This is a genomic window from Stutzerimonas urumqiensis (assembly GCF_003640395.1).
GTDB classification, from domain to species: Bacteria; Pseudomonadota; Gammaproteobacteria; order Pseudomonadales; family Pseudomonadaceae; genus Stutzerimonas; species Stutzerimonas urumqiensis.
Genome location: NZ_RBZQ01000013.1, coordinates 1 through 17,679 on the forward strand (window position 1 = coordinate 1; position 17,679 = coordinate 17,679).

Genomic DNA, 17,679 nt, shown 5'->3' on the forward strand with positions numbered 1-17,679 from the left:
GAGAACGGCGAGCGCGTGTTCCTCGAACTGACCATGATCCTGTTCAACCCCTGGGTGGCCGGCATCATCCTGTCCGGCGTGCTGGCGGCGGTGATGAGTACGCTCAGTGCCCAGCTGCTGGTCAGCTCCAGCGCGCTGACGCAGGACTTCTACAAGGCCTTCCTGCGCAAGGGCGCGTCGCAGACCGAGCTGGTGTGGGTCGGCCGTGCGATGGTGCTGCTGATTTCGCTGATCGCCATCGGCATCGCCTCCAACCCGGAGAGCAAAGTGCTGGGCCTGGTGTCCTACGCCTGGGCCGGTTTCGGCGCGGCGTTCGGGCCGGTGGTGCTGTTCTCGCTGCTGTGGAAGCGCATGACCCGCTACGGCGCACTCGCCGGCATGCTGGTCGGCGCCGTCACCGTGGTGGTGTGGAAGGAGTTCATCGGGCTGGGGCTGTACGAAATCATCCCCGGCTTCATCCTCGCCAGCCTCGCGATCCTGATCGTCAGCCGCATGGGCCCGGCCCCGTCGACGACCATCGTCGAGCGTTTCGAGGCGGCCGAGCGGGAATACCACGCGGGCTGATCGTTGGAGCGGTACCGGTAGTAAAGAGGGCCATGGCGGGCGACCGTCATGGCCTTTTTCATTGGCCGTGGAGTCGGGCTTGCCGGCGATACTCGCCGGATCGCCCGCAAGCGGGCTCCTACAGGGGGCGTGACCGGATTTCAGCCGTAGGGCGGATTCAGGACGGTAGGGTGGGCTTTAGCCCACCAGAGGGAAGGCGGTGGGCTGAGCGAATGCCGCGGGGCTGATCCTTGGCGCGGTTGAAAAAAAGGGGATGGCCGTGTGGCCATCCCCTTTCCATCAGCCGATGCCGCCTACCCGGCGCCGGCCAATCCGTTTAGAAGTGCACCTTCACCAGCAGGCTGGCGGTGTTCTGATCGGTGCCTCCCAGTACTTCGTCGCCGAGGAAGCTGTCGTCGTCGATGCCGTACTTGTCCTTCCAATAGTCGTACTCGATGCCGACATAGAGCTGCTTCTCGCCCCAGTTCAAGGCCTTGCCGAGGTCGTACTTGATTTGCGGGTTGAAGTGCAGGTTGCTGTGGTAGCCCTCGTCGTTGTCGACGACCCAGTCCATGAAGCCATCGATGCGGATGTCCGAATTGCCGACCGGAATGGTGATCGCCCAGTTCGGCGTGACCTGCCAGACGCCGTCGCCATCGCGATCACCGTCTGCTTCGCGACGGTAGAAATTCAGGTTGAAGAAGTCGAAGCCGGGGATCGCCAGGCTGAAGCCAGGCCCGATCAGGTAGGACTCGACATCGCCCTCGCCGAACTCGTAGGTGGTGGCGAGCAGCACGTCCTTGACCGGCCCGAAGCTCAGGTCCTGGCCAAGCAGGCGTCCGAAGGAAAAGCGCGGCGAGAATTCGCCGTAGAAGCTGCTGTCATCGTCGGTCTCGCCGTTGTAGTGAATCGAATCCATGAACAGGAAGGTGTCGCCGTACTTCCAGCCATTGGCGTGCTCGAAGGTCACGGTCTGCTGGATCCCAGGGCTGATGGTGAAGTCCTGCCCGTAGAGGTAGGTCAGGCTGTTGTCGGTCCAGTGAAGCCAGTCCTCGGCTTGCGCGGGCGTGGCGAGCAACGCGGCGAGCGGGGCGAGACAGAGAGCGGAGTGCTTGAGCTGCATGGGTGTTCCTTCTTCTTGTTGTTGGTACTGAAAGGCAGCGCCGGGGCGCGACGGGGCCTCCGGTTTTACGCAACTGTCCGCTTGTGCGAGTCGGTGTGGGCAACGCTGGCCTGGCGGGCAGTGGCCTGACTATAGCAATCTGTGAACAGTTAGATAAACAAAAAATAAACGTAATTGTGCACAATATTTTGCGCGCGAAGACAAACGCCTGCGGCCGCTGGCGTTCGGTCAGCGGCTAGCTATCGTGGGGCGGGATGCCTGCGAGACGTGCGCTGCAGGTCTGGACGGCGATAGGCCTTGGCGAGCGGTCGCCTGCCGCGAGGCGGGCCGAGCCCTGACCGGTGCGGGACGCGACGGTGCGTCCCGCAGGGCGAATCAGTGGCGGGCGAGCAGGTCGCGGGCGACGTGTTCGGCCAGGCCGGTGCCGGCCTCGCTCATGGTGAGGTAGGTATGGTCGGCGCCGGCCTCCTGGATGCGACGAGCGATGTCGGCGTACATGGCATGCGAGACGACCAGGCCGGTAAAGCCTTTGGCCCGCAGCCGCTGGGTGGCGATGATCTTCGCTTCTTCGTCGTTCATCGACATGATCACCGCCTGCACGCCCGGCATGTGCAAGCCCTCCCAGAACAGCTGGTCCTCGCCATCGGCGAACAGCACGTTGCGACCTTCGAGGTGACTCGCCTCGATGGCGACGGGGTCGGAGTCGATGCTGACCACGCGATAGCCCTTTTCGGTCAGGTGGTCATAGGCCGCGCGGCCCGTACGGCCCATGCCCATGATCAGTATCTGCGCATCGCCCAGCGACACGGGCTGCTCGTCCGGATGGCGGATGTCCCGCTCGAAGGGGATGAGGCGCCGCGCCAGCCGGTCGTACAGCCCGTGCGAGATGCGATTGAACGGCGCGGACACGACGAACGACAGCGACACCGTGATCGCGAGCGGGATGATCCACTCTGGCAGGACGACGCTGGCCACGATGAGGCCGAACTCGCTGTAGTTGGTCAGGCTCACGCCGGTGAGAAAGGCGCTGCGTGCGCGCAGGCGGAACAACAGGAAGAGAAAGAAGAACAGCGCGCCCTTGAGCGGCAACAGCAGCACCATCACGCCGGCGAAGAGCAGCGCGTCGGCATCCGGCAGACCGCCAATGCCGATCTGGAGGAAGAAGCCGATCAGGAAGACTTCCTTGATGCTCCACAGCGCGTTGGACAACTCGCCCGCCCGGGGATGCTTGGCGAGCATGGCACCGAAGGCGAGCGCGCCCAGCTCGGAGCTCAGCCCGAGCGTCTCGAAGCCGTAGCCGCCGACGACCAGCGCGAGCAACAGCCCGAGCAGGACCATCAGTTCCTCATGGCCGCTGGCGTCCAGCAGGCGGAACAGCAGCGGACGCAGCAGCGGCAGGGCGAACACGCCGAGCGCCCAGACGGACGGTACCTTGCCCGCGGCCAGGCTCATCACCAGCAGTGCGACGAGGTCCTGGATGATGAGTACGCCGATGGCGACGCGACCATGAAAGGCCCGCAGCTCGCGCTTGCTCTCGAGCGCCTTGGCCGCCAGCACGGTGCTGGAGAAGGACAGCGCGATCGACAGCATCAGCGCCTGCTGCACGGTGACGTCGGTGATGAGCAGGATCGCCGGCAGGAACAGCACGCTGGAGATGACGAAGTGCAGCAGCCCGCCGCCGATCACCTCGCGGCGCACCAGGTTGCTCGGCTTGAGCTTCAGGCCGACGGTGAACAGCAACAGCAACACGCCCAGATGCGCGATGTGCTCGAGCACGTGGCTGTCTCGCGGGCCGAGCCCGACATGGCTACCGAAGGCGGCCAGCGCGAAGCCGGCGCCGAGATAGCCGACCAGGGGCGGCAGGCCGATGAGGCGTGCCGCGAGGCCGAGCACGAAGGCGAAGGCAATCCATGTGGCTTCGATCATGAGGGTTCCTTTCTGACGAATCGGGCGGGCGCGCATTGTAGCCATCCAGGCCCGAGCCGGGCAGTTGCGCTCGGCGAACGGTGGCCTGTGGGGCCTGTATTTCGGTCAGAGGGTTGCCTCGAAGGCATGGCGGGAAGGGGCGAGTCGTCGGCAAGACCGGGAGGGGAGGTGAAGCACCGCGCCTGTTCCGCACTCGGTTGCGGAACAGGCGCGGCTGTACCCGGCGTTACCCGTGAGCGGCGCCGCTGGCGTGCTCGCGCTCGGGGCCGCCGAGGACGTTGAACAACAGGTTGAGCGTGACCGCGCTGAGCGTCGCCATCGCGATGCCCGAATGAGTGATCGGCTCCATCCAGTGCGGCAGCTGGGCGAAGAATTCGGGCCGCACCACAGGCGTCATGCCCATGCCGATACTGACCGCGACCAGCAGCTGGTTGCGACGGTCGGCGATGTCCGCTTCCTGCAACAGCTTTATGCCGGTCGCCGCGACCATGCCGAACATGGCGATGCCGGCGCCGCCGAGCACCGCCGGCGGTATCGAGGCGACGAGGAACGCCGCCTTGGGCAGCAGGCTGAGGCTGATCAGGAAGACCCCGGCCACCGCCGTCACGTAGCGACTGCGTACCCCGGTCATCTGTACCAGGCCGATGTTCTGGGCGAACGAGGAATGGGTGAAGGTGTTCATGAAGCCGGCGACGAAGGTCGCGCCGGCATCGCACAGCAGGCCGCGGCGCAACAGGCGGGGATCGACCTCCGTCCCGGTGATCTTGCCCAGCGCCAGGAACATGCCTGCCGACTCGACGAAGATGATCACCACAACCAGGCACATCGACAGGATGGGCGCAAGCAGGAATTGCGGCGTGCCGAAGTGATTCGGCTCGACCAGCTGGAACGCCGGGGCGGCATCCAGACCGCCAAGGTCGACCATGCCGCAGGCGCCCGCCAGGACATAGCCGAGCGCCATGCCGATCAGCACCGAGACATTGACCCAGAAGCCGCGCAGGAAGCGGTTGACCAGCAGGATGGTCGCCAGCACCGCGGCGGCGATGGCGAGATAGGGCAGGCCGCCGAACTCGCTGGCGGTGCTGCCGCCGCCAGCCCAGTTGATGGCGACCGGGAACAGCGACAGGCCGATCGAGGTGATGACCGTCCCGGTCACCAGCGGCGGGAAGAAGCGCACGATCTTGGACACGAAGGGCGCGATGACGAGCCCGAAGGCGCCTGCGGCGATGGTCGCGCCGAAGATTCCGGTCATGCCGACCCCGGGCATGCCGGCCATCACCACCATGCTGCTCACCGCGGCGAAGCTGGCGCCCATCATCACCGGCATGCGAATGCCGACCGGGCCGATGCCGAGTGACTGCACGAGTGTCGCGATGCCCGCGACCAGCAGGTCGGCGTTGATCAGGAAGGCGATTTCCTCGCGTGACAGGCCAGCGGCTTGGCCGACGATCAGCGGTACGGCGACCGCGCCGCCATACATCAGCAGCACGTGCTGCAGGCCGACCAGCAGGAGTTGCAGCGCGGGGAGACGCTGTTCGTCGGTGCGCGCGGGCGCGACCGGCGGGGGGACTGGATTCATCGCAAAGGCCTCGGGCTATTGTTCTTGGACGTCGAGGGCCTGGCAGCGGCCAGGCGAATACAGGTTAATCAGAAATACGTGGCGGGTTGGGTCTCACGGGTACGAGAAAGGAAAAGGCCGCGTCGATAAAAGACGCGGCCTCGTTCGGGCTCAGGGAATCGGCGCGCCCTTGGCGATCCAGTCGCCAAGCAGATCGCGTTCTTCCTGGGTCATCTTGGTGATGTTGCCCAGCGGCATGATCTGGCTGGCTACTGCTTGCGCATGGATCTTGGCGGCCATCTGCTGCATCTGCTCAGGCGTATCGAACATCACCCCGGCCGGGGCGGCGCTGAACATGGTGCTGCTCGGCTGGGCCGAATGGCAGACGGTGCAACGCTCGTGGATCACTTGCTCGACCTTGGCGAAGCCATCCGGCGCGGCGTGTGCGGCCTGCTGAGCCTCGATGCTGGCTTCACGCGGGCTCTGCTCGGTGGCATTCGGCAAGCCACCCTGTTCGGCGATGCTCGCTTCGCGCGGGCTGATGGCGGCGACGTTCGGTACACCGGCCTGATGACTCGGCGAGGTGACGAAGGCCAGGCAGATCATGCCGACGGCGCCAGCCGGCAAGGCCCAGGCGAAACGGTTGCTCTCGTGACGGGTGTTGAAGTAATGCCGCACCAGCACCGCGCACGCCGAGATGCCCGCCAGGATCGCCCAGTTCCACTCGCTCCCGTAGGTGCTCGGGAAGTGGTTGCTGATCATGATGAACAGCACCGGCAGGGTGAAGTAATTGTTGTGACGCGAGCGCAGCAGACCCTTGGCCGGCAGCACCGGATCGGGGGTGCGGTTCTCTTCGATCGCCTTAACCAGCGCACGCTGCGCCGGCATGATAATGCGGAACACGTTGCCGACCATGATGGTGCCGATCAGCGCACCGGTATGGATGTAGGCCGCACGACCGCTGAAGATCTGCGAATAGCCGAACGCGGCGAGCACTACCAGACCGAGCAGCACCAGGCCCAGCAGCGCGGGGCGCTTACCTAGCGGCGAATCGCATAGCAGGTCATAGATGAACCAGCCGACAATCAGCGAGGCCAGGCCCGTAAGCACCGCGACGGCAGGGCTCATGTCGCTGCCGGGCGCGATCAGGTAGAGGCTGGGGTTCAGGTAATAGACGACGGTCAGCAGGGCCACGCCCGACAGCCACGTGGTGTAGGCCTCCCATTTGAACCAGTGCAGGTCGTCCGGCATCTTCGGCGGGGCGAGCTTGTACTTCTCGAGGTGGTAGATACCACCGCCGTGAATCGCCCAGAGATCGCCGGATAGCCCGTCGCGCGGGTTCTTGCGGTTGAGGTTGTTTTCCAGCCAGACGAAGTAGAAGGACGCACCGATCCAGGCGATGCCGACGATCATGTGAATCCAGCGGATGAGCAGGTTGAGCCACTCGGTCAGATGAGCATCCATTTTGCGTACCTCTTCCCGGCGATCACTTGGAAAGCCGGGCTTTCTTATTAGGGTTGGGGGTCGAGGAGGACTTGTTCTTCCTCACTGAAGAAATGCTCGTCGCAGTTGTTGCCAGAACCGCTGCGATCGACCACCAGGAATTCATCCCGCTTTTCGATCGTCAGCACCGGGTGGTGCCAGACGCCGCGGTGGTAATTGACGCCCTGCCTGCCATTACTGCGGAAGGCGCGGACGAGGCCCGGTACAGGTGCATCGCCAGATGGCGCGACCACGACCAGAAAGGGGTTGCCGAGCAGCGGAATGAAAGCCTGGCTGCCCAGCGGATGGCGTTCGAGCATGCGCACGGTCAGCGGCATCTCCAGCGCTTCGGCGGCGAAGATGCTGATGATTGCCCGATCCTCCGGCTTGGCCGTCTCGACGCTGGCCAGCATGTGGTAGCGACGGGTCGAGCCGTTGTTGATCATGAAATAGTCGCTGCCTTCGGTCTCGATGACGTCGCCGAAGGGGGCGAAGGCTTCCTTGGTCAGGGGCTCGATGATCAGTGTGCGCATGGCTGCTCTGCTTGTTCCGGTTGATGACCTCACACGCGGCGAGGTGTCTTTTGTTTTTGATGGGGCGGTGATCGGGTGGCTTTGGACGCCATACAGCTCCCTTGGCCCACGTGGGTTGAAGCTCACCGCACGAAGCTGAAGATCAGTTGGTAGGAGCGAGCTTGCTCGCGAATGACACCGCTTGATTCGCGAACAAGCCCGCTCCTACGAATACGCTGTTGCCCCTGTTACTTCGCCACCTTGCCGAACAACCGCAGCCGGCTGATGCCGCCATCCGGGAAGATGTTCACGCGGACGTGGGTGATCGGGCCGAGCTTGGCAATCTGCTCGACGAACTCGTGCTCGGCGTGCATCTCCAGCTTCTGGCTCGGCAGCAGCTCGCGCCAGAACAGGCTCTGGGTCTCGATCTGGCTGTCGGTGCCGCCCTTCACGTAGGCCGCCTGGATGTTGCAGCTGTCCGGGTAGTTGCCCTTGAAGTGCAGGGTGTCGACCACGATGCGCTCGATCTCGCCCGGATGGCCCAGCGCGACGATGACCCAGTCATTGCCCGGGGTGCGGCGGCGGGCGGTTTCCCAGCCGTCGCCCATGTTGATGCCGCGACCCGGGTTGAGGATGTTGCTCATGCGGCCGAAGTGCTCGTCCGAGCAGGCCAGCGCACGACCGCCGTTCAACGCCGCAGCGAGGTCGACCTGTTCGTTGTCGCCGACGCTGCTCCAGTCGCGGAACGGAATGCCATACACGCGCAGGCGCGCCACGCCGCCATCCGGGTAGATGTTGAAGCGCAGGTGGGTGAAGGCCTGGTCGTTGGCGATCTCGTGGTAGTGGTGGCTGTTGCCCTTGAGCTCGACGGCCGCCAGCACTTCGGTCCAGACGGTGGCGTCGGTCGGATCGCCCTCGGCGACAAAGCAGGCTTCCAGCGAGGCCGACGGCGGGAAGTTGCCGGTAAAGAAGCTGGTGTCGATGTCCACGCCCTTGATCGAGCCGGGCACGCCGAGGCGAATCACCGCATGGTCGTACCCTTCGAAGCGCTTGCGGCGCGACTCCCAGCCATCCATCCACTTGCCGTTGTCATCGAACACGCCCTCCTTCCATACGGCCGGTGTCGGCTGGAACAGCCGGTTGACGTCGGCGAACCAGTCGTCGGTGACGGAGATGGCCTTGGTGCCCAGGCGGGCGTCGGCCAGGTTGACGTATTTCTCGAAGGGTACGGCGTAGGTTTTCATGGAGTTCTGCCTTGAAAGAAGCGGTTTCTGCCTGTGTAGCCTGTGTTGCGGTATTGCTCGTTACATCGCCTGCAGTCGGAACAGGGCGATCTTGTTGATCTCCTTGAGCGCGCGCTCGAACTCCTGCTCGGGGGTGTTGTGCAGGCGGTCCTCGAACGCGGCGAGGATCTGGTGCCGGTTGCTGCCCTTGACCGCCATGATGAAGATGAAGCCGAACTTGGCCTTGTAGGCATCGTTCAGTTCGGTGAAGCGGGCGAATTCCTCGGCGGTGCATTCGTGGATGCCGGCGCCGGCCTGCTCCGAGGTGCTGGAGGCGGTCAGCTCGCCACGGACGGCCGCCTTGCCGGCGAGGTCGGGGTGGGCATTGATCAGCGCCAGCTGGGTCTCGCGCGGCGCGCTCAGCAGAATGTCGGCCATGCGTGCATGCAGCGTCTCGATGTCGTCGAGGCTCGCATCGGCGCCGCGGTCGTAGGCCTGCTCGGCGACCCAGGGCGAGTGCTCGTAGATGTCGGCGAAGGCGGCGACGAACTGATCGCGGTCGAGGCTGGACGGGGTCAGGGTCTGGAAGCGGCTCATTGGGCGCTCTCCTTCAGCGGATGGGTGGCGTGCCAGTGGCGGGCGATGTCGGCGCGGCGGGCGAACCAGACCTTGTCATGGCCTTTTACGTAATCGATGAAGCGCATCAGCGAGGCGATCCGCGCCGGCCGGCCGAGCAGGCGGCAGTGCATGCCGATCGACAGCATCTTCGGCGCGCCGGCCTCGCCTTCGGCATAGAGCACGTCGAAAGCGTCCTTCAGGTACTTGAAGAAGTCGTCGCCGGTGTTGAAGCCCTGCACCTGGGTGAAGCGCATGTCGTTGGTGTCCAGCGTGTAGGGGATCACCAGGTGTGGCTTCTCGGGCGTGCTTTCCGGGTCCCAGTAGGGCAGGTCGTCGTCGTAGGTGTCCGAGTCGTAGAGAAAGCCGCCTTCCTCGCGCACCAGCCGGCGGGTGTTCGGGCCGGTGCGCCCGGTGTACCAGCCCACCGGGCGTTCGCCGGTCAGCTCGGTGAGGATGCGGATGGCCTCGAGCAGGTGCTCGCGCTCCTGCGCCTCGTCCATGTACTGGTAGTCGATCCAGCGATAGCCGTGGCTGCAGATCTCGTGACCATCGGCGACCATCGCCTTGATCACCTCGGGGTGACGCTGGGCGGCCATCGCCACGGCGAAGATCGTCAGCGGGATGTTCTGCTCGCGGAACAGCTTGAGCAGACGCCAGACGCCAGCCCGGCTGCCATATTCGTAGAGCGATTCCATGCTCATGTGGCGTACGCCGGGCAGCGGCTGCGCAGCGACCATCTCCGACAGGAAGGACTCGGACTCCTTGTCCCCGTGCAGAACGCAGCGCTCGCCGCCTTCCTCGTAATTGAGGACGAACGACAGGGCGATGCGGGCATCCCCCGGCCAATGAGGGTGGGGCGGATTGGCTGCATAGCCGAGGAGGTCGCGTGGGTAGTCAGCGCTCACTGTTTTTCTTCCTGTATTCGTTTTCTAGGGCGCCAGTTGAATCCCCGCTGGCGCAACCGTTGTGTGCCAATTGTATACAAATGATTTTTCATTTTGTAAATCACAATCGCATGCCGTGTCTGAGGCTCTGGCGATGCTCTTGATGATGTGCGGGATGCCTGGCGTGACCCGAGCCTGAGGGGTGCCGGTCTGGTCGAACAGATTTTCGGTCGGTGCAGTTATGGAAAAATTGTGTACAAAAATCGTAGCAAGTGTATTGAAAGTCGAATCGCCCATGCTATGCTCGACCCCATCGCCCGACTCATGAACCACACAGGAGGCTTGGCCCGCGCGTCTCGACGCCAGTGCCTGACATCTATGGGACGTCTGACCACGCACGTACTGGATGCCGCTCACGGTTGCCCGGGCCAGGGCATCGCCATCGAACTGTTCCGCGTTGAGGGTGACCGCCTGGAGCGCATCGCCACCCGCACCACCAATGACGACGGGCGTTGCGACAGCCCGCTGCTCGAAGGCGACAGCTTCCGTTCCGGTGTATACCAACTGCAGTTCAGCGCGGGCGACTACTACCGCGCCCGTGGCGTGGCGTTGCCCGAACCGGCTTTCCTGGATGTCGTGGTGCTGCGCTTCGGCATCGATGCCAACCAGTCGCACTACCACGTGCCGCTGCTGATTTCGCCTTACAGCTACTCGACCTATCGGGGTAGCTAGAGTTTCTACCAGCGTGATGACTCTCCCCGAGTCTTTTGCACCCGCCCTCGTGGCGGGTTTTTTTTGCCCAGACGGGGGAGGGCTTGATGCGAGGGGCTGGCTTCTTTTTCAGGCGCAGGATCGCCGCACCTTCCTCGGCCTTGACCTCCAGATTGCGCCTTACACGGCGCGTGTAGGAGCCCGCTTGCGGGCGATGCTTTTGTTCTTGTCTCTCGGCATTTCGCTCAGGCGCTTCGAACGCCGCGCTTTCCTCGGCCCGACCTACAGCTTGCGCCTTGCACGGCGCGTCACTTTCTCTTGTCTCGCCAAGAGAAAGTAACCAAAGAGAAGGCGACCCCATCATCCGGGGCTGCCTGCTACGCAGCCAGACTGCCCTCACTCCGGCGCCGCTCCGGGGGTGCGTCACGACGGGACGTCCTGTCCCGCCGCGCCTCGCTCGGCGTCCTGCTTCGCGTCCCCCTGCGCAACGCCTGCGTTCGGCCGGATGAAAGGGGATGGTTCGAGTGGTCTGGGAGTGAGGTGTAAGCGAATCAAAAGTCTGAGCACGCGCCGGTTGGGTACACATGGTCAGCCAGGTAAAGGCTTCGTTGACGTGCAAGCGGTGGAAAACGCGTTGCGGTTTTCCACCCTACGGTGGCTGACGTTTGGGTGATTGCTGCATTACAGACGTAGGGCGGATTCAGGAGCGAAGCGAACAATCCGCCGGGGACGCCGCCGATGCAAAACCGGTGCATTGCTTCGCGAATGCACCCTACGGTTGTCCCGCGTTCGAGACCACAACCGCTCGGCTTTCTGCTTTTCTGCTTCGCTTCTGGCTTTGCCACACCAAAACCATCAGGCCACACCCCTCGCCCCATTAGCAGGCCGAGCGCAGGTGTCGTGGAAGGGGTCGAGCGGCAGGGATGCCGCGAGAGCCGCGAGGGCCATGGATGGCCCTTCGTGGCGTGCCCCTGGAGCGGCACCGGAGGGAGGGAACCCCGGCAAAGCCGGGGCCGGATGCAGGGGTGGGCTTTCTTTTGCTTACTTTTCTTTGCCCAGACAAAGAAAAGTGAGGCGCCGTGCAAGGCGCAACCTGTAGTCCCGGGCCGAGGAAAGCGCAACGTCCAAAACCCCAGACCCGCAAAGCCAAAAGACAAAAGCATCGCCCGCAAGCGGGCTCCTACAAAAACATTTCGCGCCGTGCAAGGCACAACAGAACGCCGCCGAAGCGAAACCGGTGCATTGCTTCGCGAATGCACCCTACGGTTGTCTTCCGCTCAAGATCACAACAGCTTTGCTGTCTGGTTTTCTGCTTCGCTTTCTGGCTCTTCCCACCAAAACCATCAGGCCACACCACTCGCCCCTTCAGAAGGCCGAGCGCAGGTGTCGTGGAGGGGGTTGAGCGGCAGGGATGCCGCGAGAGCCGCGAGGGCCATGGATGGCCCTTCGTGGCGTGCCCCTGGAGCGGCACCGGAGGGAGGGAACCCCGGCAAAGCCGGGGCCGGATGCAGGGGTGGGCTTTCTTTTGCTTACTTTTCTTTGCCCAGACAAAGAAAAGTGAGGCGCCGTGCAAGGCGCAATCTGCCGTCCGGGCCAAGGAAAGCGCGGCGTCCAAAACGCCAGATCGTGAAGCCAAAAGACAAAAGCTTCGCCCGCAAGCGGGCTCCTACAAAAACATTTCGCGCCGTGCAAGGCGCAAGCTGCGGCTGTGCCGGGCAAAGCGCAACGGCCCCGGCCAGGCCGCATGTCCATCAGCGACTCATCAAGGAAGCCGCCCCCGCCCCCCCGAACAGCGCCGCACTGGTCCGGTTGAACCACAGATGCCCGCGTCCGGTACGCAGGAACCGCGCCGCCCCCTGCGCGCCCAGCCCATAGGCCAGCTTGCACAGCAGGTCGAGCACTGCCCAGGTGGCGATCATCGTCAGCAGTTGCGGTACGAAGGGCCGGTCGGCCGACAGGAACTGGGGGAGGAAGGCGGCGAAGAACAGGATGTCTTTCGGGTTGCTCGCGCCCAGGCCGAACGCTCGCCAGAACAGCGCACCCGCGCGCGGCTTCGGCAGGCCGGTTGCGATCGAGGCGGGGGTGGCGGCCCGGCGCGAGTCCTGCCAGCTCTGCCAGGCAAGGTAGAAGAGGTAGAGCGCGCCGACGATCTTGAGCACGCTGAAGACTCGCTCCGAAGCCAGCAGCAGCGCGCCCAGGCCGAGTGCCGAAGCGCTGAGCAGGATGATTGAGGCACTCACGCCGCCGACGAACGCCGGCCAGGAGCGTCGCAGGCCGTAATTGAGGCTGTTGCTGATCATCAGCAGCGACAGCGGGCCGGGGATGAGGATCACCACCAACGCTGCGCTTGCATACAACAACCAGGTCTCCAGACTCATGACGGGTGCCTCCAGGGGCTCGGTGCCAGATGAATCGGCTGCACGTGGCAGCCGGGTTATCGGTTGGCCGGTCGTCGCGTTTCGCGAATGACCGGCCTGAACATACAACGGCCCCGCCGCATGACGCGACGGGGCCCGGTTCGCCTCGGATCAGAGGAAGGCGAACTTGGCGATGAAGATCGCGCAGAGCACGTACAGGCTGATCGACACCTTGTCACGCTGGCCGGTCAGGATCTTCAGCGTGGCGAAGGTGAGGAAGCCCAGCGCGATACCGTTCGCGATCGAGAAGGTCAGCGGCATCATCACCACGGTCACGATCGCCGGGATGGTGTCGGTATGGTCCTTCCAGTCGATGTGCGCCATGCCGCTCATCATCAGCATCGCCACGTAGATCAGCGCGCCGGCGGTGGCATAGGTGGGAATCATGCCCGCCAGCGGCGCGAAGAACATCGCCGCGAGAAACAACACGCCGACCGTGATCGCTGTGAGGCCGGTGCGACCGCCCGCTGCCACACCCGAGGCACTTTCCACGTAGCTGGTCACCGGCGGGCAGCCGACGAAAGCGCCGACCACGCTGGAGGTACTGTCGGCCTTGAGCGCGCGCGAGAGGCCCTGGATCTTGCCGTCCTCGTCGACCAGGTTGGCGCGGTGGGCGACGCCCATCAGCGTGCCGGCCGTATCGAACATGTTCACGAACAGGAACGCGAGGATCACGCTGACCATCGCCACATTGAAGGCGCCGGCGATGTCCATCGCCAGCCAGGTCGGCGCCAGGCTCGGCGGCATGGAGACCAGGCCGTTGTATTCGACCAGACCGAACATCCAGCCGATCGCCGTGACCGCCAGCATGCTCATCAGGATGGCGCCGAAGACGTTGCGATGGCTGAGCACGGCGATCAACAGGAAGCAGATGCCAGCCAGCAGGGCGGAGGGTTCGCCGAACGAGCCGAGGGTCAGCAGCGTGGCCGGGCTGTCGACGACGATGCCGGCGGTCTTCAGGCCGATCAAGCCCAGGAACAGGCCCACCCCCGCGCCCATCGCGAAGCGCAGGCTCATCGGGATGCTGTTCAGCAGCCATTCGCGGATGCGCGAGAGGCTCATGATCACGAACAGCACGCCGGAAATGAACACCGCACCCAGCGCGATCTGCCAGCTGTAGCCCATTTCGCCGACCACCGTGTAGGTGAAGAAGGCGTTGAGTCCCATGCCCGGCGCCAGCCCGACTGGCCAGTTGGCGTACAGCCCCATGAGGAAGCAGCCGAGCGCCGCGCCGATGCAGGTCGCGACGAAGGCCGCGCCGTGGTCCACGCCGGCCTCGGCCATGATGTTCGGGTTGACGAAGATGATGTAGGCCATCGTGATGAAGGTCGTCAGGCCCGCGAGCAGCTCGGTGCGGACACTGGTGCCATGGGCGCGAAGCTTGAAGAAACGATCGAGCCAGCCGGAGCGGGCGGTGGGCAGGCCGAGGGCCTGTTGTTCCTGCTTGGTTGTGTCCACAAGGTGTTCCTCATCGTTCTTGTTGTCGGTCACCCAGAGCCAGGCTCTCGAGGGTAGGGGGTGACGTTGCGGCCCACGACCTGAAATCGATATTGACCGAGAGGTCAGGAAGGCTCCTGGCGATTATGTGTTTGTATACAAGAAATGCAAGAGGCTTTTGCGGAGGGTTAGCCACCCAACTGGAGCCGGTTCGCCGGATAGGCGGGGCTTTCCAAGCCATGGGCGGTTGGGTTCGATCTGGGGAAGGCGCGAGCATAGGCGGATATAGCGGCCGCTAGGGCAATGTGCGGAACGTCTAGGCCGTCTCGCGTTTTGTATACGAATTGTCCTAAGACTTTCTGTTATTTTTCGCCGCCTGGACTGCCCGCCGCTACCGGTAGGCAGTACAGTTCGCACTGCCGACCTTTTCGAAACGAACCCATGAACGAACAGTTGCAGCCTCTGAAGAAGCACACCCGCACGGCCAAGAGCCGGACCGGGACCCAGGACGACATCGTCTACGCGCATATTTTCGATGCCATTCTCGAGCAGCGCCTGGCGCCGGGTACCAAGCTCAGCGAAGAGGCCCTGGGCGAAATCTTTGGCGTCAGTCGTACGATCATCCGACGTGCGCTGTCCCGGCTCGCGCATGAGGGCGTGGTGCTGCTGCGACCGAATCGCGGTGCGGTGGTGGCCAGCCCGAGCGTCGACGAGGCGCGGCAGATTTTCTATGCGCGGCGACTGGTCGAGCGGGCCATCACCGAGCTGGCTGTCGAGCACGCCACGGCCGAGCAGCTCGCGGAGCTGCGTCAGATGGTGACCGATGAGCGCGATTGCTTCGATCGCGGCGACCGGGGCGCCGGCATCCGTCTCTCGGGCGAGTTCCACCTCAAGCTCGCCGAGGCCGCGAAGAATGCGCCGCTGGTGAGCTTCCAGCGCAGCCTGGTATCGCAGACCTCGCTGATCATCGCGCAGTACGAGGGCGGCAGCCGCTCGCATTGCTCGTACGATGAGCACAACGAGCTGATCGATGCGATCGAAGCGCGCGATGCCGACAAGGCCGTGCAGCTGATGATGCATCACATGGATCACATCGACAGCAAGCTCAACCTCGACGAAGACACCGCCTCCGACGACCTCCACGCGGTGTTCTCCCACCTGCTCCTGGGCAAGAAAAAGCTTCGCCCAGCCAATTCGTAGGGCGCATTCGCGCAGCAATGACCGCGGCCGTGTGGCGGGTTGTTCGCTGCGCTCCTGAACCCGCCCTACGGGGCGGGGCGATCGGTAGGGTGGATGGCCGAAGCCATCCACGCGTATGCGCCGCCAAAGCGAAGCACGACCGGTGGAAAATCGCGTCGCGAGTTTTCCACCTACGAATTGGCGTTACGCCTTGCGGGCATTGACACGCCGCCCGTGTAGATTTCCTTCATCGCGCGGTCATCAAACCGCGACCGTGCGGCGGGTTGTTCGCTGCGCTCCTGAACCCGCCCTCCGGAGCGGGGTGATCGTAGGGTGGATGGCCGAAGCCATCCACGCGAATGCGCCGCCAAAGCGAAGCACGACCGGTGGAAAATCGCGTCGCGAGTTTTCCACCCTACGAATTGGCGTTACGCCTTGCGGGCATTGACACGCCGCCCGGGTAGATTTCCTTCATCGCGCGGTCATCACCGAGGTCATCAAACCGCGGCCCTTGCGGCGGGTTGTTCGTTGCGCTCCTGCGCCCGACCTACGGAGCGGGATGATCGGTAGGGTGGATGGCCGAAGCCATCCACGCGTATGGGCTGCGAAAGCGGGGCACGTCCGGTGGAAAATCGCTTTGCGCGCTTTCCACCCTACGGCTTGGCGTTACGCCTTGCGGTGTACCGAAACGCCGGCGGCGTAGGTTTCCTTCACTGTGCGGTCGTCGCCGAGGATCATCAGGGCGAAGAGGCGCTCCTCCAGGCTGCGCGCCTGGCGCAGACGGTAGTCGATCAGCGGCGTGGCCTTGTAGTCCAGCACCACGAAGTCCGCATCCTTGCCCGGTTGCAGGTTGCCGATCCGGTCGTCCAGGTAGAGCGCGCGGGCGCCGCCGAGGGTGGCGAGGTAGAGCGATTTGAACGGGTCCAGCTTCTTGCCCTGCAACTGCATCACCTTGTAGGCCTCGTTCAGCGATTGCAGTTGGGAGAAGCTGGTGCCGGCACCGACGTCGGTGCCCAGGCCGACGCGCACGCCGAAGCCTTCGACCTTCTCCAGGTCGAACAGCCCGCTGCCCAGGAACAGGTTGGACGTGGGGCAGAAGGCGACCGCCGAGCCGGTCTCGCCGAGGCGTTTGCATTCGTCGTCGCACAGGTGCACGCCGTGGGCGAACACCGAGCGCGCGCCGATCAGGTCATGATGGTCGTAGACGTCCAGATAGCCCTTGCGCTCGGGGAACAGCTCGCGCACCCACTCGATCTCCTTGCGGTTCTCGGACAGGTGGGTGTGCATGTAGAGGTCCGGGTATTCCTTGAACAGCTTGCCGGCCAGCGCCAGTTGCTCCGGCGTGCTGGTCGGCGCGAAGCGCGGGGTGACGGCGTAGTGCAGGCGGCCCTTGCCATGCCAGCGCTCGATCAGCGCCTTGCTGTCGGCGTAGCCGGATTCGGCGGTGTCGGTGAGGTAATCCGGCGCGTTGCGGTCCATCAGCACCTTGCCGGCGATCATCCGCAGGTTGCGCTTGTGCGCCTGCTCGAAGAAGGCGTCCACCGATTCCTTGTGCACGCTGCCGAACACCAGTGCGGTGGTGGTGCCGTTGCGCAGCAGTTCGCGCAGGAACACCTCGGCGACCTCGCTGGCGTGGGCCTTGTCGGCGAAGGCGCGCTCGGTGGGGAAGGTGTAGGTGTTGAGCCAGTCCAGAAGCTGTTCGCCATAGGACGCGATCATGCCGGTCTGCGGGTAATGGATATGGGTGTCGATGAAGCCGGGGGTGATCAGCGCGTCCTTGTACTCGATCACCTCGGTGCCGGCCGGCAGGGTGGGCAGCAGTTCGCTGGCGGCGCCGATACGCGCGACCTTGCCAGCCTCGACGACCAGCAGGCCGTCTTCGAAGTATTCATGGGACGCCTCGATGCCCACGTCGCGCGGGTTGGCGAGGCAGTGGAGCAGGGCGGCACGGTAGGCTTTGGCTTGGGACATGAAGATTTCTCGAAGCTCGTTATGTGTGGGTTGCGCGACGAAGTCGGGACGTGCGGAAACGCTTCGGCTGTAAGAGCCAGCTTGCTGGCGAAGCG

At 64.2% G+C, this 17,679-nt stretch carries 15 protein-coding genes; 3 read left to right on the forward strand and 12 right to left on the reverse strand.

Annotated features, from left to right (window positions below; translation table 11 throughout):
• Positions 1-564: sodium:solute symporter family transporter (locus tag D7325_RS18575; RefSeq protein ID WP_425452333.1), on the forward strand; the 564-nt coding region annotated here is incomplete at its 5' end.
• Between the two features lie 316 nt (positions 565-880).
• Here D7325_RS18575 and D7325_RS18580 read toward each other — a convergent pair.
• The 9 genes from D7325_RS18580 to D7325_RS19155 form a co-directional block, all read right to left on the reverse strand.
• Positions 881-1,666 carry an outer membrane protein OmpK gene (locus tag D7325_RS18580; protein ID WP_120997946.1) on the reverse strand — a complete coding sequence of 262 codons (786 nt, stop codon included), beginning with the start codon at positions 1,664-1,666 and terminating at the stop codon, positions 881-883.
• Positions 1,667-2,041: 375 nt separating this feature from the next.
• The gene (locus D7325_RS18585) at positions 2,042-3,592 is read right to left on the reverse strand and encodes a cation:proton antiporter family protein (protein ID WP_120997947.1); all 1,551 of its coding nucleotides are present in this window, start codon (positions 3,590-3,592) and stop codon (positions 2,042-2,044) included.
• Between the two features lie 226 nt (positions 3,593-3,818).
• Complete coding sequence (locus D7325_RS18590; RefSeq protein ID WP_120997948.1) at positions 3,819-5,171, reverse strand: nucleobase:cation symporter-2 family protein; 1,353 nt, start codon at positions 5,169-5,171, stop codon at positions 3,819-3,821.
• Positions 5,172-5,321: 150 nt separating this feature from the next.
• Positions 5,322-6,614, reverse strand: coding sequence for a urate hydroxylase PuuD (locus D7325_RS18595; protein WP_120997949.1), 1,293 nt, complete (start codon positions 6,612-6,614; stop codon positions 5,322-5,324).
• Between the two features lie 47 nt (positions 6,615-6,661).
• Positions 6,662-7,165, reverse strand: a complete 504-nt coding sequence (locus tag D7325_RS18600; protein WP_120997950.1) for an ureidoglycolate lyase — start codon at positions 7,163-7,165, stop codon at positions 6,662-6,664.
• Between the two features lie 227 nt (positions 7,166-7,392).
• On the reverse strand, positions 7,393-8,388 hold the full coding sequence (gene alc, locus D7325_RS18605; RefSeq protein ID WP_120997951.1) for an allantoicase: 996 nt from the start codon (positions 8,386-8,388) through the stop codon (positions 7,393-7,395).
• Positions 8,389-8,448: 60 nt separating this feature from the next.
• On the reverse strand, positions 8,449-8,964 hold the full coding sequence (gene uraD, locus D7325_RS18610) for a 2-oxo-4-hydroxy-4-carboxy-5-ureidoimidazoline decarboxylase (protein WP_120997952.1): 516 nt from the start codon (positions 8,962-8,964) through the stop codon (positions 8,449-8,451).
• The gene (gene puuE / locus D7325_RS18615; protein WP_120997953.1) at positions 8,961-9,890 is read right to left on the reverse strand and encodes an allantoinase PuuE; all 930 of its coding nucleotides are present in this window, start codon (positions 9,888-9,890) and stop codon (positions 8,961-8,963) included. Before puuE ends, uraD begins: the two co-directional genes overlap by 4 nt.
• A 24-nt stretch (positions 9,891-9,914) precedes the next feature.
• Positions 9,915-10,166 carry a hypothetical protein gene (locus tag D7325_RS19155; RefSeq protein WP_162988074.1) on the reverse strand — a complete coding sequence of 84 codons (252 nt, stop codon included), beginning with the start codon at positions 10,164-10,166 and terminating at the stop codon, positions 9,915-9,917.
• Between the two features lie 81 nt (positions 10,167-10,247).
• Here D7325_RS19155 and uraH point away from each other — a divergent pair, with 81 nt between their 5' ends.
• Positions 10,248-10,601 (forward strand): hydroxyisourate hydrolase, encoded by a 354-nt coding sequence (gene uraH, locus D7325_RS18620; protein WP_120997954.1) that lies wholly within the window; start codon positions 10,248-10,250, stop codon positions 10,599-10,601.
• Positions 10,602-12,331: 1,730 nt separating this feature from the next.
• Here uraH and D7325_RS18630 read toward each other — a convergent pair.
• Together D7325_RS18630 and D7325_RS18635 are read right to left on the reverse strand one after the other, a co-directional pair.
• Positions 12,332-12,958, reverse strand: a complete 627-nt coding sequence (locus D7325_RS18630) for a LysE family translocator (protein ID WP_120997956.1) — start codon at positions 12,956-12,958, stop codon at positions 12,332-12,334.
• A 150-nt stretch (positions 12,959-13,108) separates the two neighbouring features.
• A complete protein-coding gene (locus D7325_RS18635; protein WP_120997975.1) occupies positions 13,109-14,455 on the reverse strand; it encodes an NCS2 family permease in 1,347 nt (448 codons plus the stop codon).
• A gap of 420 nt (positions 14,456-14,875) precedes the next feature.
• Between D7325_RS18635 and D7325_RS18640 the strand changes: the two genes are divergently transcribed.
• Positions 14,876-15,634, forward strand: a complete 759-nt coding sequence (locus tag D7325_RS18640; protein WP_120997957.1) for a GntR family transcriptional regulator — start codon at positions 14,876-14,878, stop codon at positions 15,632-15,634.
• Between the two features lie 645 nt (positions 15,635-16,279).
• Here the strand turns inward: D7325_RS18640 and guaD are convergent.
• Positions 16,280-17,584, reverse strand: a complete 1,305-nt coding sequence (gene guaD, locus D7325_RS18645) for a guanine deaminase (RefSeq protein ID WP_120997958.1) — start codon at positions 17,582-17,584, stop codon at positions 16,280-16,282.
• Between the last annotated feature and the right edge of the window lie 95 nt (positions 17,585-17,679).